Origin of the sequence: Citrobacter sp. Cf088, from assembly GCF_030334295.1 — a bacterium.
In the GTDB taxonomy this organism is placed as follows: domain Bacteria; phylum Pseudomonadota; class Gammaproteobacteria; order Enterobacterales; family Enterobacteriaceae; genus Citrobacter; species Citrobacter freundii.
This window is the reverse complement of the sequence record NZ_JAOWEE010000037.1, coordinates 129760-154597: the sequence shown is the minus strand read 5'-3', so window position 1 is coordinate 154597 and position 24838 is coordinate 129760. Positions and strand designations below refer to the sequence as shown.

At 52.2% G+C, this 24838-nt stretch carries 22 protein-coding genes; 12 read left to right on the top strand and 10 right to left on the bottom strand.

Annotated features, from left to right (window positions below; all coding sequences use genetic code 11):
* Window positions 1-164 precede the first annotated feature (164 nt).
* Together OGV71_RS04865 and OGV71_RS04860 are read left to right on the top strand one after the other, a co-directional pair.
* A complete protein-coding gene (locus OGV71_RS04865) occupies window positions 165-1769 on the top strand; it encodes a DUF3300 domain-containing protein (RefSeq protein ID WP_204584098.1) in 1605 nt (534 codons plus the stop codon).
* Window positions 1770-1779: 10 nt separating this feature from the next.
* Window positions 1780-2574: a DUF2950 family protein gene (locus tag OGV71_RS04860; RefSeq protein ID WP_016149562.1), complete on the top strand. Its 795-nt coding sequence runs from the start codon at window positions 1780-1782 to the stop codon at window positions 2572-2574.
* Between the two features lie 63 nt (window positions 2575-2637).
* Here the strand turns inward: OGV71_RS04860 and traT are convergent, their stop codons facing one another.
* The 6 genes from traT to pdhR all read right to left on the bottom strand — a co-directional run bounded on the left by traT (window position 2638) and on the right by pdhR (window position 11213).
* Entirely contained in the window at window positions 2638-3369 is a 732-nt protein-coding gene (gene traT, locus OGV71_RS04855; RefSeq protein WP_003837465.1) for a complement resistance protein TraT, read from the bottom strand.
* A 197-nt stretch (window positions 3370-3566) separates the two neighbouring features.
* A complete protein-coding gene (locus tag OGV71_RS04850; RefSeq protein ID WP_060855471.1) occupies window positions 3567-3851 on the bottom strand; it encodes a hypothetical protein in 285 nt (94 codons plus the stop codon).
* A 269-nt stretch (window positions 3852-4120) separates the two neighbouring features.
* Window positions 4121-5545, bottom strand: coding sequence for a dihydrolipoyl dehydrogenase (gene lpdA / locus OGV71_RS04845; RefSeq protein ID WP_003018686.1), 1425 nt, complete (start codon window positions 5543-5545; stop codon window positions 4121-4123).
* A gap of 175 nt (window positions 5546-5720) precedes the next feature.
* Window positions 5721-7607 carry a pyruvate dehydrogenase complex dihydrolipoyllysine-residue acetyltransferase gene (gene aceF / locus OGV71_RS04840; protein ID WP_286532762.1) on the bottom strand — a complete coding sequence of 629 codons (1887 nt, stop codon included), beginning with the start codon at window positions 7605-7607 and terminating at the stop codon, window positions 5721-5723.
* 14 nt (window positions 7608-7621) lie between these two features.
* Window positions 7622-10285, bottom strand: coding sequence for a pyruvate dehydrogenase (acetyl-transferring), homodimeric type (aceE, locus tag OGV71_RS04835; RefSeq protein WP_003837462.1), 2664 nt, complete (start codon window positions 10283-10285; stop codon window positions 7622-7624).
* 163 nt (window positions 10286-10448) lie between these two features.
* Window positions 10449-11213 (bottom strand): pyruvate dehydrogenase complex transcriptional repressor PdhR, encoded by a 765-nt coding sequence (gene pdhR, locus OGV71_RS04830; RefSeq protein ID WP_003018699.1) that lies wholly within the window; start codon window positions 11211-11213, stop codon window positions 10449-10451.
* Between the two features lie 564 nt (window positions 11214-11777).
* Between pdhR and aroP the strand changes: the two genes are divergently transcribed.
* From aroP to OGV71_RS04815, 3 genes are all read left to right on the top strand, one after another.
* Complete coding sequence (aroP, locus tag OGV71_RS04825; protein WP_204584102.1) at window positions 11778-13151, top strand: aromatic amino acid transporter AroP; 1374 nt, start codon at window positions 11778-11780, stop codon at window positions 13149-13151.
* 157 nt (window positions 13152-13308) lie between these two features.
* Window positions 13309-14715, top strand: coding sequence for a glycoside-pentoside-hexuronide (GPH):cation symporter (locus tag OGV71_RS04820; protein ID WP_003837460.1), 1407 nt, complete (start codon window positions 13309-13311; stop codon window positions 14713-14715).
* On the top strand, window positions 14715-15665 hold the full coding sequence (locus OGV71_RS04815; RefSeq protein WP_003837458.1) for a glycoside hydrolase family 43 protein: 951 nt from the start codon (window positions 14715-14717) through the stop codon (window positions 15663-15665). Before OGV71_RS04820 ends, OGV71_RS04815 begins: the two co-directional genes overlap by 1 nt.
* Window positions 15666-15757: 92 nt before the next feature.
* Here OGV71_RS04815 and ampE read toward each other — a convergent pair whose 3' ends face one another.
* Complete coding sequence (gene ampE, locus OGV71_RS04810; protein WP_003018711.1) at window positions 15758-16612, bottom strand: beta-lactamase regulator AmpE; 855 nt, start codon at window positions 16610-16612, stop codon at window positions 15758-15760.
* Window positions 16609-17172 (bottom strand): 1,6-anhydro-N-acetylmuramyl-L-alanine amidase AmpD, encoded by a 564-nt coding sequence (gene ampD / locus OGV71_RS04805; RefSeq protein ID WP_003018719.1) that lies wholly within the window; start codon window positions 17170-17172, stop codon window positions 16609-16611. Before ampD ends, ampE begins: the two co-directional genes overlap by 4 nt.
* Before the next feature lie 87 nt (window positions 17173-17259).
* On the opposite strand from ampD, the gene nadC reads away from it, so the two are divergent.
* The 4 genes from nadC (at window position 17260) to hofC (ending at window position 21418) form a co-directional block, all read left to right on the top strand.
* Window positions 17260-18153 carry a carboxylating nicotinate-nucleotide diphosphorylase gene (gene nadC, locus OGV71_RS04800; protein ID WP_003837454.1) on the top strand — a complete coding sequence of 298 codons (894 nt, stop codon included), beginning with the start codon at window positions 17260-17262 and terminating at the stop codon, window positions 18151-18153.
* A gap of 243 nt (window positions 18154-18396) precedes the next feature.
* Complete coding sequence (ppdD, locus tag OGV71_RS04795; protein WP_003018724.1) at window positions 18397-18834, top strand: prepilin peptidase-dependent pilin; 438 nt, start codon at window positions 18397-18399, stop codon at window positions 18832-18834.
* A gap of 9 nt (window positions 18835-18843) precedes the next feature.
* The gene (gene gspE / locus OGV71_RS04790; RefSeq protein WP_204584104.1) at window positions 18844-20226 is read left to right on the top strand and encodes a type II secretion system protein GspE; all 1383 of its coding nucleotides are present in this window, start codon (window positions 18844-18846) and stop codon (window positions 20224-20226) included.
* Complete coding sequence (gene hofC / locus OGV71_RS04785) at window positions 20216-21418, top strand: protein transport protein HofC (RefSeq protein ID WP_204584106.1); 1203 nt, start codon at window positions 20216-20218, stop codon at window positions 21416-21418. Before gspE ends, hofC begins: the two co-directional genes overlap by 11 nt.
* A gap of 56 nt (window positions 21419-21474) precedes the next feature.
* On the opposite strand, the gene OGV71_RS04780 is transcribed toward hofC, so the two are convergent.
* The gene (locus OGV71_RS04780; protein ID WP_003018732.1) at window positions 21475-22518 is read right to left on the bottom strand and encodes a GMP reductase; all 1044 of its coding nucleotides are present in this window, start codon (window positions 22516-22518) and stop codon (window positions 21475-21477) included.
* Window positions 22519-22743: 225 nt separating this feature from the next.
* Here OGV71_RS04780 and coaE point away from each other — a divergent pair, with 225 nt between their 5' ends.
* Genes coaE through yacG form a run of 3 tightly spaced genes read left to right on the top strand, consistent with a single transcriptional unit; the run spans window position 22744 to window position 24311 of the window.
* Complete coding sequence (coaE, locus tag OGV71_RS04775; RefSeq protein ID WP_016149556.1) at window positions 22744-23364, top strand: dephospho-CoA kinase; 621 nt, start codon at window positions 22744-22746, stop codon at window positions 23362-23364.
* A complete protein-coding gene (zapD, locus tag OGV71_RS04770; protein WP_003837445.1) occupies window positions 23364-24107 on the top strand; it encodes a cell division protein ZapD in 744 nt (247 codons plus the stop codon). Before coaE ends, zapD begins: the two co-directional genes overlap by 1 nt.
* Window positions 24108-24116: 9 nt before the next feature.
* Window positions 24117-24311: a DNA gyrase inhibitor YacG gene (gene yacG / locus OGV71_RS04765; RefSeq protein ID WP_003018740.1), complete on the top strand. Its 195-nt coding sequence runs from the start codon at window positions 24117-24119 to the stop codon at window positions 24309-24311.
* 88 nt (window positions 24312-24399) lie between these two features.
* On the opposite strand, the gene mutT is transcribed toward yacG, so the two are convergent.
* Window positions 24400-24789 (bottom strand): 8-oxo-dGTP diphosphatase MutT, encoded by a 390-nt coding sequence (gene mutT / locus OGV71_RS04760; RefSeq protein WP_032950785.1) that lies wholly within the window; start codon window positions 24787-24789, stop codon window positions 24400-24402.
* Between the last annotated feature and the right edge of the window lie 49 nt (window positions 24790-24838).

Sequence of the window (24838 nt, the reverse complement as noted above, 5' to 3'; positions counted from 1 at the left end):
CTTTTCAGCCATCAGATATAATTGTGTAATAAATCCTCACACTCTTTTTCCGGACCTACCGGGTGAATCCCCAATAAAAGTCAAAACTGTCTAACACGGGTGAATAATACTCGCGGCAACAGGAACGCCTCACGGCACAGCGCTTGTCTCGTTGGAGTCATTTTATGAAGTTGCCCCTTAAGCCACATCTGCTTGTCCTTTTGTGCAGTGTCGGGCTGTTTGCCGCCTCAGGCGTGATGTTCGTTAAAAGTCGTGCTACGGAGCCTGCAGTTCCGGCCCCCGTTGCACAGCAACCGTCAGCACCGGCTCCAGCGCCCGTAGCGGCCCCTGCCCCGGCCGACCAAACAGCGCCCGTCGTGGCACCAACCTACTCGGCAGCACAAATCGATCAGTGGGTTGCACCTATCGCACTCTATCCAGACTCGCTGCTGTCGCAAATTTTGATGGCCTCAACCTATCCGGCTAACGTCATCCAGGCCGCACAGTGGTCAAAAGACAATCCCAAAATGCAGGGCGATGCCGCCATTCAGGCCGTTGCCAGCCAGCCCTGGGATCCCAGCGTGAAATCGCTGGTCGCCTTTCCTCAGTTGATGTCGCTGATGGATGAAAATCCGCCGTGGGTACAAAGTCTGGGCGATGCTTTCCTTGCGCAGCCAAAAGATGTTATGGATTCCGTTCAACGCCTGCGTGCACTGGCGCAACAGACCGGTGCGTTGCAATCGACACCGCAGCAGACAGTCACCACCGTGACCAAAGCGGCGCCGGCTAAAACAGTCACCAGCGAGTCGACGACCAGTTCAGCGACCACAACAGCCACGACCGCCTCAACAAGCCCAACGGTAATCAAAATTGAATCCGCCGATCCGCAGGTGGTGTACGTTCCTACCTATAACCCGAATACGGTTTACGGTACCTGGCCGAACACCGCCTATCCGCCAACCTATCTGCCGCCAACGCCCGGCGAGCAGTTTGGTAACAGCTTCGTTAATGGTTTAGGCTTCAGCCTCGGTGTTGCCACAACCTATGCCATCTTCAGCAACATCGACTGGGATGACGACGACGATCACCATCATAATGATGACTGGGATAACCATGGCGGCTATAACCGTAATGGTGATAACAACATCAATATTAACGTTGATAACTTTAATAAAATCAGTGGACAACGACTGACAGACGCCAACCGTACCTGGCAGCACAACCCGGCCTATCGTGAGGGTGTGCCATACCCAAATAACCAGCTCAATAACCGCTTCCACTCCACTAACGCGGCTACAGGTTTAAGTTCAACCCAGCAAAGACCGGTCAACCGTGATAGCCAACGCCAGGCTGCGATGAGCCAAATGGAAAAATCAACGGGAAAAACATTCCCACAGACGGCGCGTACGGGCACGAAAGACGCCCAGCGTCAGGCATCCAGCCAACAGCTGAAGCAAATTTCCCAACGTAATAACTACCGTGGTTACGATACCAAACCGCAAACCGCGAAACGGACAAGCACACAGCAACGTGAGAATCGTCAGGCAGCCGCCCAGCGACAGGAGAAACGGGTCACGCAACCGGCGCAGCAACGCAATGTGCAACAGCGCAATCTTCAACAACGGACCAGCCAGCCACGCGCCAATGCGCTGAGCGGGAACGACAGTCGCTCCGCCAACTGGCAGGCGCAGCAACAGCGAGGGGCACAGAGCCGGCAGGTCGCCCGTAATCAGCCATCGCGCCAGCCTTCTGGCGGGCGTGCTGAACACCGTGAATTCCGTCATCGTTAAGGGAACCGACATGAAAAATAAACTACTCAGTGGAATGGTGTTGTTCATGGTTTCGGCTGCCGCGATGGCACAACAATCCTTCAGCACACCAGACCAGGCGACCGATGCGCTGGCAAACGCGATTAGTGAGCAAAATGAAAGTGCAATGAGCAACCTGCTCGGGGAAAACTGGCGTGATTTTCTACCGCCAGAAGGCGTCGATCCTGATGCGGTTGATCGTTTCCTGCGCGACTGGAAGGTTCGCCATAATACCGTTGTCGACGGCAATACCGCGCATCTGGTGGTCGGGGATAGCGACTGGCAACTGCCAATCCCGGTCGTCAAAAACGCTTCAGGCTGGCAATTTGATATCAAGGAAGCGGCCGAAGAGATCCTGACCCGTGAGATTGGACGAAACGAACTCGCGGCTATCGAGGCGTTACACGCTTATGTAGATGCCCAGCAGAGCTATTTTGCGATGAACCAGAAATACGCGCAAAAGATTGTCAGTTCTGAAGGGAAAAAAGATGGTCTGTACTGGCCTGTTTCACCCGGCGAAGCGCCAAGCCCGCTCGGCCCGGCCTTTAGTCCACAGGAACCTGGCACGGGCTATCACGGCTATCATTTTCGTATCCTTCCCGACAAAACCAGCGGTTTTGCCATGGTGGCCTGGCCTGTTAGCTATGATCACACCGGCGTGATGAGTTTTATGATTAACGGTGATGATAAAGTCTATCAGGCCGATCTCGGCGTTGATTCTCAGCAAAAAGCACAGGCGTTAACCACATTCCATCCGGATAAAACCTGGCAGCCCGTAGCGCCCTGATACCAATTCGAAAGATTAGTTGGCCGGGTAAGGCGTAGCCGCCCCCCGGCAACCCACAGCAAATTACAGGATGTTAGCGACAGATTTCGCCAACTGAGCTTCCAGAACCGGCTTCGCTTCTTCGAACTTCAGATTCACTTTGTTAGCATTAGACACGACGCGAGTCTGATATTTTGCACGATCGCCTTGCGCGCTGCTGGTTTGCAACTTGATACCGGATGTCCCTTGACGCAACGCCGCAACGTTATCCGTTGTCACTTTCGCTTTGCTGCGTTCAGAGATCTGCAGGTCAGTGACCATGGTGTAGTTTACGTCTTCCACCATCGCATCCGCAGCCATGCCGATCAACCCCGCCGCGATACCAACACCCAGCGCCGCACCAGAGGAGTTGCTATTATAGGCGGTAATCCCCGCACCCAACGCTGCGCCCATCGCGGCTCCTTCATAACCCGTTTTCAGGAAGCCCTGAGCTTCACGCAGATCCATTTTGTCCGCTTTCAATACGTTCGCCTGTACCCAGTAATAAGCGCTGTCTGGTGAGCTGGTCACTTTATAACCTTTCGCGGACAGGTCATTTGCCAGCAGGGTTTGCAGGTTACTCATGTCTTTGTCAGAGGTATTTTTTACCTGAATGTAGACGGTCTTCTCGCTGGAAGGCTCCAGCCAGATGGTTTCACTCATCTGCGTTTTCACTTCAAGGTTACGTTTTTTAACGGCGGTGGTCATCGCGCCACAACCGGTCAGTGTCATTGTCGCGACAATCATGCCAACAACCGCGATTTTTTTTAAAGACATGTATTTTCCTTTTTTCGTGTAATAGAGAGTCCAGAGCCTCTTAACCGCGCGGCCAGTAGCCACACAATGGCGAAAAAAGTATCGGCAGTTGCGCAATTTTTTTTAGTGGAGATATCAATAAGATGACTACCAGAACTGGTAGTTTGGGATTGGCGACGCTCACGTCAGCGTGGATTTGTCTGACGTGAGCGGGAGAGTTAATTCTGATGCGGCATTAATTCAGGATAACCTTTAAACGCCGGCTTCGTGCTGGTAAGTGCTACTTCGTCAGCTCGAATGCTGCCAGAGTTTGTGGCCCACACACCTTCCTGTGTCTGGCTAATCTGCTGATGCTGCGCATTCAAATTTTGTCCCATTGCCGCAATATGCGTGCTTTCAGTGCCACCGCTGTTGGTAGCCCATGGAATGACGGCATCCTGTGCCAGTGCCATGCCGGAAATAAACACAGTAGTCATTACTGCTGCTTTTAAAAAACGTTTCATCATTTCCCCTCTCAATTTGTTATCACGCTACTAGTTTAGAGGGTTATTAATTTCATCTAATGACAAGATACGGTGATTTATTTCTTGTGAAACAGTACGTTGATTTGGAATGGCGATTTCATGCGGTTCGGGCGTATCGTGCAGTACGGGAAAAAATATTTTCTGGCAATTCGGTGATTTACCTTAATTTTTGCCAGATTTTGACACTATTGTGTAACAAACACATAAAAAAAGCGGCCATTCAGCCGCTTTTTATCATTTTGGAAAAATTACTTTTTCTTCGCTTTCGGGTTCGGCAGGTCGGTGATGCTACCTTCGAACACTTCAGCTGCCAGGCCAACAGACTCGTGCAGAGTCGGGTGAGCGTGGATAGTCAGCGCGATGTCTTCAGCGTCACAGCCCATTTCGATCGCCAGACCGATTTCACCCAGCAGCTCGCCGCCGTTGGTACCGACAATCGCACCACCGATCACACGGTGAGATTCTTTGTCGAAAATCAGTTTGGTCATACCGTCTGCGCAGTCAGAAGCGATAGCACGGCCAGAAGCAGCCCACGGGAAGGTGGCGGTTTCGTAGCTGATGCCTTTTTCTTTCGCTTCTTTCTCGGTCAGGCCAACCCATGCAACTTCTGGTTCAGTGTACGCGATGGATGGAATAACTTTCGGATCGAAGTAGTGTTTCTTACCGGCGATAACTTCAGCGGCAACGTGACCTTCGTGAACACCTTTGTGCGCCAGCATCGGCTGACCGACGATATCGCCGATAGCAAAGATGTGCGGCACGTTGGTGCGCAGCTGTTTGTCAACGCGGATGAAGCCACGGTCATCAACTTCAACGCCAGCTTTGCCCGCATCGAGGTTTTTACCGTTCGGTACACGACCGATAGCTACCAGCACAGCATCGTAACGCTGAGCTTCGGCAGGGGCTTTTTTGCCTTCCATGGAAACGTAGATACCGTCTTCTTTCGCTTCAACGGCGGTCACTTTGGTTTCCAGCATCAGGTTGAATTTCTTGCTGATACGCTTGGTGAAGACTTTAACCACGTCTTTGTCGGCAGCTGGGATAACCTGGTCGAACATTTCAACCACGTCGATCTCTGAACCCAGCGCATGGTACACGGTACCCATTTCCAGACCGATAATACCGCCGCCCATAACCAGCAGGCGCTTAGGAACAGTTTTCAGTTCCAGCGCGTCAGTGGAGTCCCACACGCGCGGATCTTCGTGCGGAATGAAAGGCAGTTCGATCGGACGGGAACCCGCCGCGATGATCGCGTTGTCGAAGTTGATTACGGTTTTGCCGTTTTCGCCTTCAACTTCCAGGGTGTTCGCCCCAGTAAATTTACCCAGACCGTTAACCACTTTCACTTTACGGCCTTTGGCCATACCAGCCAGACCGCCAGTCAGTTGAGTGATAACTTTTTCTTTCCAGGTACGAATCTTGTCGATATCGGTTTTCGGCTCGCCAAAAACGATACCGTGTTCAGCCAGCGCTTTGGCTTCTTCGATAACTTTTGCTACGTGCAGCAGCGCTTTAGAAGGGATACAGCCGACGTTCAGACAAACACCACCGAGGGTGCTGTAACGTTCTACGATGACGGTCTCCAGACCTAAATCTGCGCAACGGAAGGCAGCAGAGTAACCTGCAGGGCCTGCCCCAAGTACCACGACCTGAGTTTTGATTTCAGTGCTCATCATGACCTCTTAATTTATACCCGTCGTCCACCGGGTCGTTCTATCCGCCCGTATTTTACAAAATTGTTAACAATTTTGAAACAACAAACGGCAACCGATTTGTCTTTCGCACAATAACCTCACTGACTTCATGAGATTACCAGAAAAAAGCCGGCCGTCGGGCCGGCTTTTTCGCTTACATCACCAGGCGGCGAATGTCAGACAGCATGTTGTTGATGATGGTGATAAAGCGCGCACCATCCGCACCGTCAATTACACGGTGGTCGAAGGAGAGCGAAATCGGCATCATCAGACGCGGCATAAACTCTTTACCGTTCCACACTGGCTCCATAGAGGACTTGGAGACACCGAGGATAGCCACTTCCGGCGCGTTCACAATCGGCGCGAAGTGGGTAGTACCCAGGCCACCGATGCTGGAGATGGTGAAGCAACCGCCCTGCATTTCGCCAGCAGTCAGCTTGCCATCACGCGCTTTCTTGGAGATCACGGTCAGTTCACGAGACAGCTCGGTAATGCTCTTCTTGTTCACGTCTTTGAAGACCGGAACAACCAGACCATTCGGAGTATCAACCGCTACACCGATGTTGATGTATTTCTTCAGGGTCAGGCGCTGACCGTCTTCAGACAGGGAGCTGTTAAAGCGCGGCATCTGTTCCAGAGCTGCGGCAACGGCTTTCATGATGAAGACTACTGGGGTAAATTTCACGTCCAGTTTACGTTTTTCAGCTTCGGCGTTCTGCTGTTTACGGAACGCTTCCAGATCGGTGATATCGGTCTTATCGAAGTGAGTAACGTGCGGGATCATCACCCAGTTACGGCTCAGGTTAGCACCAGAGATTTTCTGGATACGGCCCAGTTCCACTTCTTCGATTTCACCAAACTTGCTGAAGTCCACTTTCGGCCAAGGCAGCATGCCCGGGATACCGCCGCCTGCTGCAGCCGGAGCCGCTTCAGCACGCTTGATAGCGTCTTTCACGTAAGCCTGTACGTCTTCACGCAGGATACGACCTTTACGGCCAGAACCTTTCACTTTCGCCAGGTTCACACCGAATTCGCGCGCCAGGCGACGAATCAGCGGTGTTGCATGAACGTAAGCGTCGTTTTCAGCAAACTCAGATTTGCCTTCCGCTTTCGCGGCCGGAGCTGCGGCTTGCGCAGGCGCTGGTGCTGCGGCCGTAACCGGAGCAGCTGCTTGTGCTGGAGCGGCTGCAGGTGCTGCGCCTTCGACTTCGAAGACCATAATCAGAGAACCGGTTTTAACTTTGTCGCCGGTGCTGATTTTGATTTCTTTCACGGTGCCCGCGAACGGTGCCGGAACTTCCATTGACGCTTTATCGCCTTCAACGGTGATCAGTGACTGCTCAGCGGCAATTTTATCGCCCACTTTAACCATCACTTCAGTGACTTCGACTTCGTCACCGCCGATATCCGGTACGTTAACTTCTTTCGAGCCGGAAGCAGCCGGAGCCGCCGCTGCTGCTGGAGCCGCCGCCTGAGCCGGTGCTGCAGCAGGCGCTGCGCCCGCCACTTCGAAGACCATAATCAGGGAACCGGTAGACACTTTGTCGCCGGTGTTGATTTTGATCTCTTTAACGGTACCCGCGAACGGTGCCGGAACTTCCATTGACGCTTTGTCACCTTCAACGGTGATCAGAGACTGTTCAGCCGCCACGGTGTCGCCCACTTTAACCATGATCTCGGTAACTTCAACTTCGTCGCCGCCGATGTCCGGTACGTGTACGTCTTTCGCCGCCGCAGCAGCAGGTGCTGCTGCCGGAGCCGCTTCTTTCTTCTCTTCTGCCGGAGCAGGTGCAGCAGCTGCTGCACCGTCGGCGGAATCGAAAATCATGATCAGTTTGCCGGTCTCAGTTTTATCGCCAACAGAGACTTTGATCTCTTTAACGATACCAGCCTGAGGAGACGGAACTTCCATAGAGGCTTTGTCGCCTTCTACGGTGATCAGCGACTGTTCAGCTTCAACTTTGTCGCCCACTTTGACCAGGATCTCGGTGATTTCAACTTCATCAGCCCCGATGTCCGGTACATTGATTTCGATAGCCATTATTCTTTTACCTCTTACGCCAGACGCGGGTTAACTTTATCTGCATCGATGTTGAATTTGGTGATTGCGTCTGCAACCACTTTCTTATCGATTTCGCCACGTTTAGCCAGTTCGCCCAGGGCCGCTACTACCACGTAGGAAGCATCAACTTCGAAGTGGTGACGCAGGTTTTCACGGCTGTCAGAGCGACCGAAACCGTCAGTACCCAGTACGCGATAATCATCAGCCGGTACATAAGTACGAACCTGTTCGGCAAACAGTTTCATATAGTCAGTAGATGCTACTGCCGGAGCGTCGTTCATCACCTGAGCGATGTACGGAACGCGCGGAGTTTCCATCGGGTGCAGCATGTTCCAGCGCTCACAATCCTGGCCATCACGCGCCAGTTCAGTGAAGGAGGTCACGCTGTAAACGTCAGAACCTACACCGTAGTCGTTCGCCAGGATCTGTGCTGCTTCACGCACGTGACGCAGGATAGAACCGGATCCCAGCAGCTGAACTTTACCTTTCTTACCTTCGAGGGTTTCAAGTTTGTAGATACCTTTACGGATACCTTCCTCGGCACCTGCTGGCATTGCCGGCATGTGGTAGTTTTCGTTCAGCGTGGTGATGTAGTAGTAAACGTTCTCTTGTTTCTCACCGTACATACGCTCCAGACCATCGTGCATGATGACCGCAACTTCGTACGCGTAAGACGGATCGTAAGAGATACAGTTCGGGATAGTCAGAGACTGAATATGGCTGTGACCATCTTCGTGCTGCAGACCTTCACCGTTCAGCGTCGTACGACCGGAAGTACCACCAATCAGGAAGCCACGAGCCTGTTGGTCGCCTGCCTGCCAGCACAGGTCACCGATACGCTGGAACCCGAACATGGAGTAGTAGATGTAGAACGGAATCATCGGCAGATCGTTGGTGCTGTAAGAGGTCGCAGCAGCCAGCCAGGATGCGCCAGCACCCAGTTCGTTGATACCTTCCTGCAGGATCTGACCTTTCTCGTCTTCTTTATAGTAAGCAACCTGCTCACGGTCCTGCGGGGTGTACTGCTGACCGTTCGGGCTGTAGATACCGATCTGACGGAACAGACCTTCCATACCGAAAGTACGTGCTTCGTCAGCGATGATCGGAACCAGACGATCTTTGATCGACTTGTTCTTCAGCATCACGTTCAGGGCACGAACGAAAGCGATAGTGGTGGAGATTTCTTTGTTCTGCTCTTCCAGCAGCGCACCGAAGTCTTCCAGAGCCGGCAGTTCCAGCTTCTCAGTGAAGTTCGGCTGACGAGCTGGCAGGTAGCCATGCAGTTTCTGACGCTGAGCGTGCAGATAAGTGTGCTCTTCAGAACCTTCCGGGAAGGTGATGTAAGACAGGTTTTCAACCTGCTCATCGGTCACAGGAACGTTGAAACGGTCGCGGATATAACGCACGCCGTCCATGTTCATTTTCTTAACCTGGTGAGCGATGTTTTTACCTTCAGCGGTGTCACCCATGCCGTAACCTTTGATGGTATGGGCGAGGATTACAGTTGCTTTGCCTTTGGTTTCCTGCGCTTTTTTCAGTGCAGCGTAAACTTTCTTCGGATCGTGACCACCGCGGTTCAGAGACCAAATCTGCTCATCAGTCCAGTCAGCAACCAGTGCTGCGGTTTCCGGGTATTTACCGAAGAAGTGCTCACGTACATATGCGCCATCTTTGGATTTGAAGGTCTGGTAGTCGCCGTCAACGGTTTCGTTCATCAGCTGGATCAGTTTACCGCTGGTGTCTTTACGCAGCAGCTCATCCCAACGACCGCCCCACATGACTTTAATAACGTTCCAGCCAGCGCCCGCGAAGATGCCTTCCAGTTCGTTAACAATCTTGCCGTTACCGGTTACCGGGCCGTCAAGACGCTGCAGGTTACAGTTGATAACAAAGACCAGGTTGTCCAGTTTTTCACGGGTCGCGATGGTGATCGCACCTTTTGATTCTGGCTCATCCATCTCGCCGTCGCCCAGGAAGGCGTAAACGGTTTGTTTAGAGGTATCTTTCAGACCACGGTGTTCCAGATATTTCAGGAATTTAGCCTGGTAGATAGCACCGATTGGGCCCAGACCCATAGATACGGTCGGGAACTGCCAGAATTCTGGCATCAGTTTCGGGTGCGGGTAGGAAGACAGGCCTTTGCCATGTACTTCCTGACGGAAGTTGTTCATCTGCTCTTCAGTCAGACGACCTTCCAGGAATGCGCGTGCGTAGATGCCCGGAGAGATGTGACCCTGGAAGTACACCAGATCGCCGCCATCTTGCTCGTTGCGTGCACGGAAGAAGTGGTTGAAGCAAACATCATATACCGTTGCGGAGGACTGGAAGGATGCCATGTGGCCACCCAGCTCGAGGTCCTTTTTAGACGCGCGCAGTACGGTCATGATGGCGTTCCAACGGATAGCAGAACGAATACGACGTTCCAGCTCCAGATTGCCCGGGTATTCCGGTTCATCTTCAACGGCAATAGTGTTTACATAATTGCTGGCCCCTGCACCTGCCGCTACTTTCACGCCGCCTTTGCGGGCTTCTGAAAGCAGTTGGTCGATCAGATACTGAGCACGCTCAACACCTTCTTCACGGATGACCGATTCGATCGCCTGTAGCCAGTCGCGAGTTTCGATCGGATCCACGTCATTTGGGAAACGTTCTGACATGGGGGTATTCCTTATCTATCTAATACGTTGAGTTATCTGGAACCTGTCCCATTACGTTCTCGCCAGAGAGCGTAATAAGACAGGTTCTGCGTTTAGTTGCCGCGCACTTTATATGGCGCTTGATTTACAACATCTTCTGGTTAACGTTCTGCCAGAAAAATCACTAATTCTTTCGTTGCTCCAGACGGCGTAAGGCGCGTTCACGACGGCTTTCCTCACGGCTTCTGTCCAGCAGAATCTCTTCGATAAACGCCAGGTGACGGTGGGACGCTTCACGCGCCTCTTCCGGCTTCCCGGCAATAATTGCTTCAAAAATACGGGTACGGTGACTGCTAACCAGTGGCAGCATTTCACGACGCGCATACAGCAATTCGAAGTTTTGCCGAACGTTCTGGGCCAGCATCGGCTCCATACACCTTAGCAAATGGAGCAGCACCACATTATGTGCCGCTTCGGTGACAGCAATTTGATACTGGAGTACTGCATCAGATTCACCGTCAAGATCGCCGGACTGTTGAGCAAGCTCGATCGCATGGTGGAGTTCACGGATACGCGTTTTGTCTTCATCCGTGCTGCGCAGTGCAGCGTAATAAGCTGCAATACCTTCCAGCGCATGGCGCGTCTCAAGCAGGTCAAACTGGGATTCAGGATGGTCGGAGAGCAGCTCTACCAGTGGGTCGCTAAAGCTCTGCCACAGGCTGCTCTGAACAAAAGTGCCACCGCCCTGACGACGAAGCAGTAACCCCTTCGCTTCAAGGCGTTGGATCGCCTCGCGTAAGGAGGGGCGGGAGACGTCGAACTGTTTTGCCAGCTCGCGTTCCGGTGGGAGTTTTTCTCCGGGGCGAAGTGTCCCCTCAAGAATTAAAAACTCCAGCTGCTGCTCAATCACATCGGAGAGTTTTGGTTGGCGGATTTTGCTGTAGGCCATGATTTCCTGTCTTAAGCCATTTGCCCGGAGTCAATTGGTCTTACCAATTTCATGTTCTTGACGCTAAAGTAACAAAGTATTCACCTTCTGTCCATACAGGTTTTGATTGAAATCAGTAAAGGAGGCATATTTTAACAACATTACAGAAATAACGTTTCAAACATGTAACTATGCACAAATGTTAAATTTACCCACCTCGAGGTAGTTTTAACGGAATTGAAACGAAAAATTATCTCATCTGAACCGATTCACCTGCTTATTTATCGATACTTAAATCACTATTAATGAATAGAAATTCAAAATAGAAATTTTGTGGTAGATAAACTCGCATTTACAAATGGTTTCTTTTTATTCAACTCGTCATCTCCCCCGCATAAAGCAGGTGCATTCGCGCTCACATATCATTATTCTGATCAAGACAAAAGCATTAAGGCAACATTTCATCAAAAGCATCTGTAAACAAATTAATACAACAAACGGAATTGCAAACTTACACACGCATTGCTGCGTAGTTCAAAAAATAAGTACTCGAAATATGAAGAGTAAAACCACACACGAGGTTTCATGATGGAAAGTCAACAGCATGGCGATCAGCTCAAGCGCGGTCTTAAGAACCGCCATATACAGCTAATCGCGCTGGGTGGCGCGATTGGTACCGGGTTATTCCTCGGTAGCGCATCCGTTATCCAGTCTGCAGGACCGGGTATTATTCTGGGTTACGCTATTGCCGGCTTTATCGCCTTTTTGATTATGCGTCAGTTAGGTGAAATGGTGGTTGAAGAGCCGGTAGCAGGCTCCTTTAGCCACTTTGCTTATAAATACTGGGGCAGTTTCGCGGGTTTCGCCTCTGGCTGGAACTACTGGGTACTGTACGTGCTGGTTGCCATGGCTGAGCTGACTGCAGTCGGTAAATATATCCAGTTCTGGTACCCGGAGATCCCAACCTGGGCCTCTGCTGCAGCCTTCTTCGTGATTATCAACGGCATTAACCTGACCAACGTGAAAGTGTTTGGTGAGATGGAGTTCTGGTTCGCCATTATTAAAGTCATTGCTGTCGTCGCGATGATCATCTTCGGCGGCTGGCTGCTGTTCAGCGGCAACGGCGGGCCGCAGGCCAGCGTCAGCAACCTGTGGAACCAGGGGGGCTTCCTGCCGCATGGCTTCACCGGTCTGGTGATGATGATGGCGATTATCATGTTCTCTTTCGGTGGACTGGAGCTGGTTGGGATCACCGCAGCAGAAGCGGATAACCCGGAGCAAAGCATTCCCAAAGCAACCAACCAGGTTATCTACCGTATCCTGATTTTCTATGTGGGTTCGCTGGCGGTTCTGCTTTCCCTGATGCCGTGGACGCGCGTTACGGCTGATACCAGCCCGTTTGTCCTTATTTTCCACGAACTGGGCGACACGTTTGTTGCTAATGCCCTGAACATCGTGGTGCTGACTGCTGCCCTTTCTGTCTATAACAGTTGTGTGTACTGCAACAGCCGTATGCTGTTCGGTCTGGCACAGCAGGGCAATGCGCCGAAAGCGCTGATGAACGTCGACAAACGCGGCGTGCCGGTGAACACCATTCTGGTTTCCGCACTGGTGACGGCTCTGTGCGTGCTGATCAACTACCTGGCGCCAGAATCTGCCTTTGGCCTGTTGATGGCGCTGGTAGTTTCCGCACTGGTGATCAACTGGGCAATGATTAGCCTTGCGCACATGAAGTTCCGCAAAGCCAAACAGCAGCAGGGTGTTACCACCCGCTTCCCGGCGCTGCTCTATCCGCTGGGTAACTGGGTGTGCCTGATTTTCATGGCTGCAGTACTGGTGATTATGCTGATGACGCCGGGCATGGCGATCTCGGTGTACTTAATCCCGGTATGGATTGCTATTCTTGGCATTGGTTACCTGTTCAAACAGAAAACCGCCGGCACGGTTAAAGCACATTAATTTTTCCTCCCCCACCTGCGCCAGGTGGGGGTTGTTACCTGCCTCACACTTTCCCACTCACGACTGTTTAGTCCATATCAGCGGCGTTATCCTGCAACGCAAAAACACCGGTACCAGACAATAATTCTCTCCATATTTCATTCATGGAGTGCAGTTGATGGAAACCAGTAAGCTCACGGTGAAAGAAAAGATTGGCTATGGAATGGGCGACGCCGGATGCAACATCATCTTTGGCGCCATCATGTTGTTTGTTAACTATTTTTACACAGACATTTTTGGTCTTGCACCTGCACTGGTCGGCGTATTACTGCTCTCAGTACGCGTTATTGATGCCGTTACTGATCCCATTATGGGCGCAATGGCCGACCGTACGCGCAGCAAATATGGTCGATTTCGTCCATGGCTATTGTGGATGGCTTTCCCGTACGCATTATTCAGCGTACTGATGTTTACCACCCCAGAATGGACATATAACAGCAAAGTTATCTATGCTTTTGTCACTTACTTCCTGCTCTCTATCACCTATACGGCGATCAATATCCCCTATTGCTCTCTCGGCAGCGTCATCACCAACGATCCGCAAGAACGCGTCGCCTGCCAGTCATATCGCTTTGTATTGGTAGGCATTGCAACTCTGCTGCTGTCACTCACCCTGCTCCCCATGGCCGACTGGTTCGGCGGGGAAGACAAAGCCAAAGGGTATCAAATGGCGATGGCGGTACTGGCCTTCATCGGCATGTGTATGTTCCTGTTCTGCTTTGCAACCGTCCGTGAGCGTGTCCGTCCTGCCGTCCCGACCAATGACGATTTAAAAGCCGATCTGAAAGACGTATGGAAGAACGATCAATGGGTAAAAATCCTGCTATTAACCTTGTGCAACGTCTGTCCGGGCTTTATTCGCATGGCTGCCACCATGTACTACGTGACCTGGGTTATGCAGCAGAGTACACAATTTGCGACGTTGTTTATCAGCCTTGGCGTTGTAGGCATGATGATCGGCAGCATGTTGGCGAAGGTGTTAACCGATCGCTGGTGCAAACTGAAAGTGTTCTTCTGGACCAATATCATCCTGGCGATTTTCTCCGCCGCGTTTTACTTCTTCGATCCGAAAGCCACCATGATGATTATGGTGCTCTACTTCCTGCTCAACATCCTGCATCAGATCCCATCCCCGCTGCACTGGTCGCTGATGGCGGATGTCGATGACTACGGCGAGTGGAAAACCGGTAAACGCATCACCGGGATCAGCTTCTCCGGCAACCTGTTCTTCCTGAAACTGGGTCTGGCGATTGCCGGAGCGATGGTCGGCTTCCTGCTCTCCTGGTACGGCTACGACGCTGGGGCGAAAACGCAAAGCGACTCCGCCATTAACGGTATTATGCTGCTGTTTACCATCATACCGGGCGCAGGCTACCTGATTACTGCAGGCGTGGTTCGTCTGCTGAAAGTTGACCGCGAGTTTATGCAGCAAATCCAGACAGATTTAGAAAAGCGCCGCGCCAACTACCGTGAACTGAATGAATACCACGATATAAAAACGACTGAAACCGTAAGGAAAGCCTAATGAATCAGTGGCCAAATCCCTTTATTGAACAGCGTGCCGATCCGTTTATCTTACGTGACGGTAGCCACTACTATTTCATTGCTTCAGTACCTGAATATGACCGGCTGGAGATACGCCGGGCCGACTCGCTGGAAGGGTTGCGCACTGCCGCCCCGGTTATCATCTGGCGCAAGCCAGAAAGCGGCCCCATGAGCCAACTCATCTGGGCGCCCGAAATCCATCATCTGGCAGGCAAGTGGTACATCTATTTTGCCGCCACCCACACACAGTCGCTCGACAAGCTGGGGATGTTCCAGCATCGCATGTTTGCGCTCGAATGTGCCGACGCCGATCCGCTGACCGGAAAGTGGACGGAGAAAGGTCAGATTAAAACGCAGTTTGATACCTTTGCGCTCGATGCCACCACCTTTAACCATCAGGGAAAACAGTGGTATCTATGGGCGCAGAAATCGCCCGATATCGCCGGAAACTCCAATATCTATCTCGCAGAACTGGAAAATCCATGGACGATTAAAGGCGAGCCGGTCATGCTAAGCCATCCTGAATATGACTGGGAATGCCGGGGTTTTTGGGTCAACGAAGGTCCTGCCGTCATGGTTCACGGCGACAAGTTGTTTATCAGCTATTCCGCCAGCGCTACCGATGAGAACTACTGTATGGGATTATTGTGGATTGACTTAGACGCAGATCCGCTCACCCCGCAGAACTGGCACAAATCACCGCGCCCGGTCTTTACCACCAGCTATGAAAACCGCCAGTTTGGGCCAGGACACAACAGCTTTACGCAAACGCCAGAAGGTGAAGATGTGCTGGTGTATCACGCGAGAAATTACACCGAAATCGAGGGCGATCCGCTGTACGACCCAAACCGCCACACTCGTCTGAAGCTCGTGCGTTGGGACGAAAACGGCATGCCAGATTTTGGCATCCCGCCTGCTGATACGAACTAAACTGTTGCACTGCCCGGTGGCGCTAACGCTTACCGGGCCTACACGTTTTTCCATTGTAGGCCGGATAAGCGTTAGCGCCATCCGGCACAACGCTATACTAATGCCCCATAAATGGTCAGCAACGCAATAATCACCACCACCACAAACGAGGTCTTCTTCGCCATCGAAACAGCCGCTTTTGGCGTTTCGACTTTATCGGTATGAGGTTCGCGCGCCAGCGAGAACTGCGCCAGACGCGTAAGCACCTGATATTGCGAAGTATGCAGATCAGCAAGCGACGCAAACCAGGCTGGCAACGCCTTCTCGCCGTGTCCTAACAGCGCATAGACCACGCCCGCCAGACGCACCGGGATCCAGTCCAGCACATGCAGGATCGCATCAATACCCGATTGCAGACGCTGGTGCGGTGTCTGATAGCGCGCCAGCCAGGACTGCCAGGCACGTAAAAAGGCATAACCAACCAGCGTCACAGGTCCCCACGGGCCACCGACAATCAGCCAGAATAACGGCGCCAGGTAAAAGCGAAAGTTGTTCCATAACAGCGCGTTCTGCAGTTCACGCAGGAACTCACGCTCGTCACAGTCCGGCGGAACACCATGGATAAGCGTCAACTCGCTGGCCATCGCCTCACGAGCGTGAGCGTCATCGCGAGCGGCCGCGTTCAGGTAAGCGTGATAGTGAAGGCGCGCCTTGCCTGCGCCGATGCACAGCAAGCCAATTAAGATCCACGCCACCAGCAACGGAACGTTAAACAGCAGCCCATGAAGTGCGCGCAGTAGCAGAAACGTCACTCCCATCGCAATAAGAGTCATGCCTACCGTACGCATCATCGAGAAATGCTTAATCCGGCGGAAAAAAGCTTCAACCCGGTGATCAAGCTGCCAGTGCTCACCCAGCTTAAACAGGCGTTCAACAATCAACACCAGTAATGTTGTAAACAGCGTCATGTCATCTCCTTGTGCGACGAGGGGGTGACCAGGGCGCGAAACCTTGCCCAGTCAAATGAGGGCCCGGGATCGGTCTTACGCTCGGGCGCAATATTGCAATGTCCTGTCATATTGTTAGCAATAGCCGGATAACGCGTAATCAGGGCATTGGTCACGGCTGCTAGTTGCTGGTACTGCGCGTCGGTATAGGCCAGCGTATCCGTCCCTTCCAGCTCAATACCAATTGAGAAATCATTACAGCGTTCACGGCCCTGATAGCTCGAGACGCCGGCATGCCAGGCGCGTTTATCAAAGGGGACATACTGCACGATTTCACCATCACGGCGAATTAAACAATGGGCCGAAACACGCAAATGGGCGATTCCGGCAAAATAAGGATGGGCGTTGGGATCAATCGTGCCGGTAAACAGCGCGTCTATCCACGGGCCGCCAAACTCGCCGGGCGGCAGGCTGATATTATGCACCACCAGCAGAGAAGGGTTTTCGTCATCCGGGCGGCAATCGTAATGCGGAGAGGGAACGCGTCGCGCCTCTGCCAGCCAGCCCTCGTCTAACAACATGCAGAATCTCCTTATTGGTGGTGCTCATATCAGGTTCAGGGTAGCATGTTTCCACCTTATGATTCGTTAGCAATTTGGAGTTTTATCATGCCGCCTCGCCGCTATAACCCTGACTACCGACGTGACGCGCTGTTGGAACGCATAAATCTCGATATCCCTGCCGCTGTCGCTCAGGCACTGCGTGAAGATTTAGGCGGAGAAGTTGATGCCAATAACGATATCACCGCACAGCTTTTACCCGAAGACATGCGCTCCCACGCTACCGTAATCACCCGCGAAGATGGCGTTTTTTGTGGGAAACGTTGGGTGGAAGAGGTCTTTATTCAACTGGCTGGCGATGATGTAAACATCACCTGGCATGTCGAAGATGGCGACAGCATTAAGGCTAATCAGCCACTGTTTGAACTGGACGGCCCTTCCCGCGTGTTACTGACCGGTGAACGTACCGCGCTTAATTTTGTGCAGACGCTTTCAGGTGTAGCAAGCGAGGTGCGTAAATACGTCGACCTGTTAGCGGGGACCAAGACCCAACTGCTGGATACGCGTAAAACCCTGCCAGGACTGCGTACCGCGCTAAAATACGCCGTATTGTGCGGCGGCGGTGCGAATCATCGTTTGGGGCTGTCCGACGCTTTCCTGATTAAAGAAAACCACATTATTGCTTCCGGCTCGGTACGTCAGGCCGTAGAAAAAGCATTCTGGTTGCACCCGGATGTGCCGGTTGAAGTCGAAGTAGAAAGCCTGGATGAGCTGGACGACGCGCTGAAAGCCGGAGCCGACATCATCATGCTCGATAACTTCGAAACCGACCAAATGCGCGAAGCGGTAAAACGCACCAACGGCCAGGCGCGTCTGGAAGTCTCGGGCAATGTCACCCATGAAACGCTGCGCGAATTTGCCGAAACAGGCGTGGATTTCATCTCTGTTGGCGCGCTGACCAAACATGTTCGCGCACTCGATCTCTCCATGCGTTTTCGCTAATTGCTGATTGTATTGCCCGATGGTGCTTCGCTTATCGGGCCTCCTACACAGGTTTATTCTGTAAGCCGGATACGGCATCTACGCCGCCATCCGGCAGTTTCTTCGAGCCTCTTAGCAAATACATTGTCTGATTCTGTAATTTCGTAAAAGTCCTCGGAATCCGCCTTCCCATTCTGTTTTTTGTCTCTCGCCGTCCTCCCGTCGGTTTGCCAAAGTAGCGCCAGCAAACTCAAGGAGTGAACAATGAACAAGCAACGAGGCTTTACGCTTATCGAACTCATGGTGGTGATTGGCATTATTGCCATTCTTAGCGCCATCGGTATTCCGGCATATCAAAACTATCTGCGCAAAGCCGCGCTGACAGACATGCTGCAAACTTTTGTCCCCTATCGCACAGCGGTTGAGCTCTGTGCACTGGAGCATGGAGGAACAGATACCTGCGATGCCGGAACGAATGGTATTCCCACTCCAACAACTACCCGTTACGTCTCAGCCATGAGCATTGAAAAAGGCGTTGTCAGCCTTAGTGGGCAGGAAAGCCTGAACGGGTTAAGCATCACCATGACGCCGGCTTGGGACAATGCCAACGGCATTACCGGCTGGAACCGTAACTGCATCATCCAGAACGACAGCGCATTGCAGCAGGCCTGTGAAGATGTTTTCCGCTTCGATACCCACTAAGGAACAGAGATGAATACCACCCAGCTTACAGCGCTATGCCAACGTTATCAGGGAATATTACTGGATGCAGACAATGAAGTGGTGCATATCGCCGTCGTAGACGCCCCATCACACGAACTGCTGGATGCACTGCATTTTGCCACCACCCGGCGCATCGACATTGTCTGCTGGACACGTCAGCAAATGGAAGGCCACACGCATACACCGCAGAAAATGCTCCCGGCAGTAGTCACGAAAAGCAGCGCCAGCGCAGCAGACTTGCTGAACCAGACGTTTCATTCCGCTCTGGAGCAACGGGCTTCTGATATTCATTTTGAGCCAGCGGAAAATTACTATCGGATCAGATTACGTGTGGATGGAGTACTCCACGCTTTACCGGAAGTCACGACCGAGATGGGCATTGCCATCACCGCAAGGTTAAAAGTATTAGGCAGTCTGGATATTGCCGAGCATCGGCTTCCACAAGACGGACAATTTACCGTTGAGATTTCAGGAGAACCCATCTCGTTTCGCATCGCCACCCTGCCCTGTCGCTACGGCGAAAAAGTCGTGTTGCGGCTACTTCATCAGGTCGAGCAGTCACTGGAGATCGCCGCACTGGGAATGCAAGACGCGCAGCTGGCCGCATTTTCGCAAGCCTTGCAGCAGCCTCAGGGGCTGATTCTGGTTACCGGGCCTACCGGAAGCGGTAAAACGGTCACACTGTACAGTGCGCTGCAAACCCGAAACACGCCAGATGTTAATCTCTGTAGCGTGGAAGATCCGGTAGAGATCCCGATCGCAGGCATCAACCAGACGCAAATTCACCCACGCGCCGGTTTGACTTTTCAGGGAGTCTTACGTGCTCTGTTGCGTCAGGATCCCGACATTATCATGGTGGGTGAAATCCGCGATGGAGAAACAGCAGAAATAGCCCTTAAAGCCGCACAAACCGGTCATCTGGTTCTTTCTACGCTGCATACCAATTCCACCAGTGAAACGCTGGTGCGTCTGCAACAAATGGGGGTCGCACGCTGGATGATCGCCTCCGCGCTGACGCTCGTCATTGCACAGCGATTGGTCAGAAAGTTGTGCCCCCATTGCCGACAACGTCAGAGTACGCCTATCACACTCCCGAAAGCTGTCTGGCCTACACCACTACCGAATTGGCAGGCCCCTGGCTGCAAACATTGTTATCACGGATTTTATGGCCGTACGGCATTGTTTGAAGTACTCCCTGTTACTCCGGCATTACGTCAGAGTATTGCCAGTGACGCCCCCGTAGACGGAGTGGAACCTGATGCTCAGCTATCAGGGAGAACGCTTTTCGAGAATGGCTGTCAGGCCGTCGAGCAAGGATTAACGACATTTGAAGAGCTGATTCGTGTACTGGGCATGCCTCATGTCCGCTAAACAGCTTTGGCGCTGGCAAGGCATTAACAACAAAGGTAAATCGCTGGAAGGTACACTATGGGCCGATACCCGACCGTCATTAATGCTGGCTCTTGAGAAACAACAGATTACGCCGCTACGCATTAAGCGTATGCGCGTCAAAACCTCGCACTGGAGCCGTACAAGAAGTGCCGAAACCATACACCAGTTGGCGACATTGCTAAAAGCAGGGTTAACGCTCTCAACAGGGCTAGCTCTGCTTGCTGAACAGCATCCCAGCAGTCAATGGCAGGCGCTACTGCGTACGCTGGCTTACGATATGGAACAGGGCATTACCCTCTCCACCTCGCTATCACAATGGCAACACGTTTTTCCGCCCCTTTACCAGGCAATGATCCGCACCGGAGAGCTTACGGGTAAGCTGGACGACTGCTGTTTTGAACTCGCCTACCAGCAAAAGAAACAACAGCAACTTGCTGATAAAGTTAAAAAAGCTCTGCGCTATCCAATTATCATCATCACAATGGCGGTGTTGGTCGTATTTGCGATGTTGCAGTTTGTACTCCCTGAGTTTGCCGCCATCTACCAGACATTCAACACCCCGCTACCGGCCCTCACTCAGTGGATTATTACCATCGCACACTATAGCAGCCAATGGGGATGGCTGGCGGTAGCACTTGGCCTGGTAGCGGTTGCGGCACATCATTTGATAAATCAGAAACCGTACTGGCTCGTTCTGCGCCAGAAATTGCTGCTCAGCCTCCCGGTCATAGGGCCGATGGTGAGAGGGCAAAAGCTCACGCAGATCTTCACCGTTCTGGCGTTAACGCAAAATGCGGGCATTCCCTTTTTGCAGGGTCTTGAGAGCGTTACCGAAACGCTGGCTAACCCTTTCTGGTCGCAACGTTTAGCGCTGGTTCAGCACGACATTAGCACCGGAAAGCCGGTCTGGTTAGCGCTTAAAAATAGCGGTGAATTCAGCCCATTGTGCATACAGCTGGTCCGAACTGGTGAAGCTTCCGGCTCGCTGGATGCAATGCTGCGCAATCTCGCGCATCACCATGGCGAGAAAACCCTGGCTCAGGCTGAGAATTTGGCTGCATTACTTGAGCCTGCGTTGCTGGTCATTACGGGGCTTATCATCGGTACGCTGGTTGTCGCGATGTATTTACCGATTTTCCATTTGGGAGATGCGATGAGCGGAGTGGGATAAATTCAAATGCCGGATGGCGACGTAACGCCATCCGGCATTTCACAGAACGACCTGTTTTACAGGCTATTGAATACGCGGTTCTCTTGTTCCTGTACACGAATAAACGTTGTACGTTTGGTCAGCTCTTTCAGACGGGATGCGCCTACATAGGTGCAAGCAGAACGCAAACCGCCGAGAATATCGCGAGCGGTATTATCAACCGGGCCGCGCAGAGGCAGCTTAACGGTTTTACCTTCAGCGGCACGATACTGAGCAACACCACCAACATGGCGGGTCATAGCAGATTCTGAGCTCATACCGTAGAACAGCATGAATTTCTCACCGTTTTCTTCAACAATTTTGCCGCCGCTTTCTTCGTGACCGGCCAACATACCGCCGAGCATAACGAAGTCTGCGCCGCCGCCAAACGCTTTTGCAACGTCACCCGGCATTGTGCAACCGCCGTCGCTGACAATCATTCCGCCCAGACCGTGGGCTGCATCGGCACATTCAATAACCGCAGAAAGCTGCGGATAGCCAACGCCGGTTTTTACACGCGTGGTACATACAGAACCCGGGCCAATACCTACTTTGACAATATCAGCACCGGAGAGCACCAGCTCTTCACACATTTCACCGGTTACCACATTGCCCGCACAAATCGTTTTTGTCGGCCATGCTTCACGCGCTTTCGACACAAACTGAACAAAATGCTCTGAGTAGCCATTTGCCACATCAATGCAGATAAAATTCAGCGCTGGGTTGAGCGCCAGAATCTGTTTGGTTTTTTCGAAGTCTGCGTCAGACGTGCCGGTTGAAACCATTACGTGTTTGAGTACATCGGCAGAAGTCTCTGCGATGAAGGCGGCCCAGTCTTCAACAGAATAGTGTTTGTGCACAGCGGTCAGGATGTCGAAGGATGCCAGCGCCGTTGCCATGGCAAACGTCCCGACAGTGTCCATGTTCGCGGCAATAATAGGTACACCGGACCAGGTCTGACCTGAATGCTTAAAGGTAAATTGACGTTCCAGCTCAACATCGGAACGGCTTTTGAGAGTAGAACGCTTAGGGCGGATAAGAACGTCTTTGAAACCTAACTTCAGATCTTCTTCGATACGCATGTGCGGATTCCTGGGGTTAATGGCGAAAAATCGAAACTCACAACTCCAGTGACGCTATCATACGCACTAATCAATGCCGCGCAAGACTGCGAAATTCTCTTTTTTTACGCTACAATCCCATAAATTTACCTGGCGAATAGTAGGTTAATCCTGCAACAGCCTCGCCTTCGCACGCTTAACTTTTAACTGTTTGATAATCAAACTTAAACTCCAGGATCGGCATCTATGAGGTATACGGTAGCCTTAACCGGCGGCATTGGCAGTGGTAAAAGCACCGTTGCAAATGCGTTCGCTGACCTCGGAATAAACATCATTGATGCAGATATTATTGCGCGCCAGGTGGTTGAACCCGGCACACTTGCTCTTAAGGCGATCGAAGAACATTTTGGTTCCGAGGTTATCGCCGCAGACGGATCGTTGCAGCGGCGCATTTTACGCGAACGCATTTTTTCCGCCCCAGAGGAGAAAAGCTGGCTGAATGCCCTGCTCCATCCGCTTATTCAGCAGGAAACGCAGCGCCAGTTTCAGCAAGCGACCTCACCTTACCTGTTATGGGTTGTCCCTTTGCTGGTGGAAAATTCGCTGTATAAAAAAGCCGACCGCGTACTCGTGGTGGATGTCACGCCCGAAACCCAGCTCAGACGCACCATGCAGCGTGATGACGTCACACGTGAGCATGTTGAACAAATTCTTGCTGCCCAGGCAACGCGTGAAGCGCGGCTGGCCGTGGCAGACGATGTTATTGATAATAATGGCGCACCGGAAGCCATCGCCTCGGATGTCGCCCGCCTGCACGCGCTCTATTTGCAATGCGCGTCGCAGTTTGTCTCACAGGAAAAACCGTAATGCACACCCAGGTCCTTTTTGAACACCCTCTCAATGAGAAGATGCGTACATGGCTACGCATTGAGTTTTTAATCCAACAGCTCTCCGTTAATTTACCCATTGCTGACCATGCCGGCGCTCTGCATTTTTTCCGCAATATCGGAGATTTACTGGATGTATTTGAACGCGGCGAAGTCCGTACCGAACTCCTCAAAGAACTGGAGCGACAGCAGCGTAAACTCCAGGCCTGGGTCGAAGTTCCCGGCGTCGATCAAAGCAGAATCGACTCTTTGCGCCAGCAGTTAAAAAGTGCAGGCAGCATTCTGATTTCTGCCCCGCGTATTGGACAGACGCTGCGCGAAGATCGTCTGATTGGTCTCGTACGTCAACGTTTAAGTATTCCTGGCGGGTGCTGCAGTTTCGATCTGCCGACTCTGCATATCTGGTTACACCTGGCGCAATCGTATCGTGACGCGCAGGTTGAAACCTGGCTTGCCAGCCTGAATCCGCTCAATCAAGCGCTGTCGCTGGTGCTGGATTTAATTCGCAACTCAGCGCCGTTTCGTAAGCAAACCAGCCTGAATGGTTTTTATCAGGACAACGGCGAAGATGCAGATCTGCTGCGCTTGCAGCTGCCGCTAGATTCGCAGCTTTATCCGCAAATTTCTGGTCATAAGAGCCGTTTTGCCATCCGCTTTATGCCGCTGGATAGCGAGAATGGTCAGGTGCCTGAGCGCCTCGATTTTGAACTGGCGTGCTGTTAAGGAGTCAACATGTCTGAACAAACCATCGTCAACTGCCCAACCTGTGGCAAACCTGTAGTATGGGCTGAAGTCAGTCCGTTTCGCCCATTCTGCAGCAAGCGCTGCCAGTTAATCGATCTGGGAGAGTGGGCTGCAGAAGAGAAACGCATCCCAAGCTCAGGCGATCTGTCGGAAAGCGACGACTGGAGTGAGGAGCAGAAGTAATTGTGCTAATACGTAGGGCGGGCAAGCGTAGCACCCCCGCCATAATTTGCCGGATGGCGGTGTTGCCTTATCCGGCCTACGAACACCATTATCCAGTAATCAGCTTTTCAATGACCGGTGCATTCGCCGGCGGGAAATCTTCCGCATTCAGAGCATATTGCGCAATCCACTGCGCCGGTTGCCCCTCTTTTCCCCACGGCTCGCCTTCCCAACTTTCAACCAGCCAGAACCACAGAGTGATATGCCTGTCCGGAAACTGATACTCCAACTTTTCGAACAATGAACTTTTAGTCGGCGTGATCCCTACTTCTTCCTGTAGTTCGCGAATCAGCGCCTGCTCCGGCGTTTCGCCCGCTTCAATTTTCCCGCCGGGGAACTCCAGCTTATTGGCCATGTGGGCATCAGCCGCACGCTGGGTGATAAAAATTTCATTGTGCTGATTACGAATAATCCCGACGGCGATCTGCAATATTTTCATTTTCATCGTCCATAAAAAAGGCGCAGAAGTCTGCGCCTTTTCAATAAGT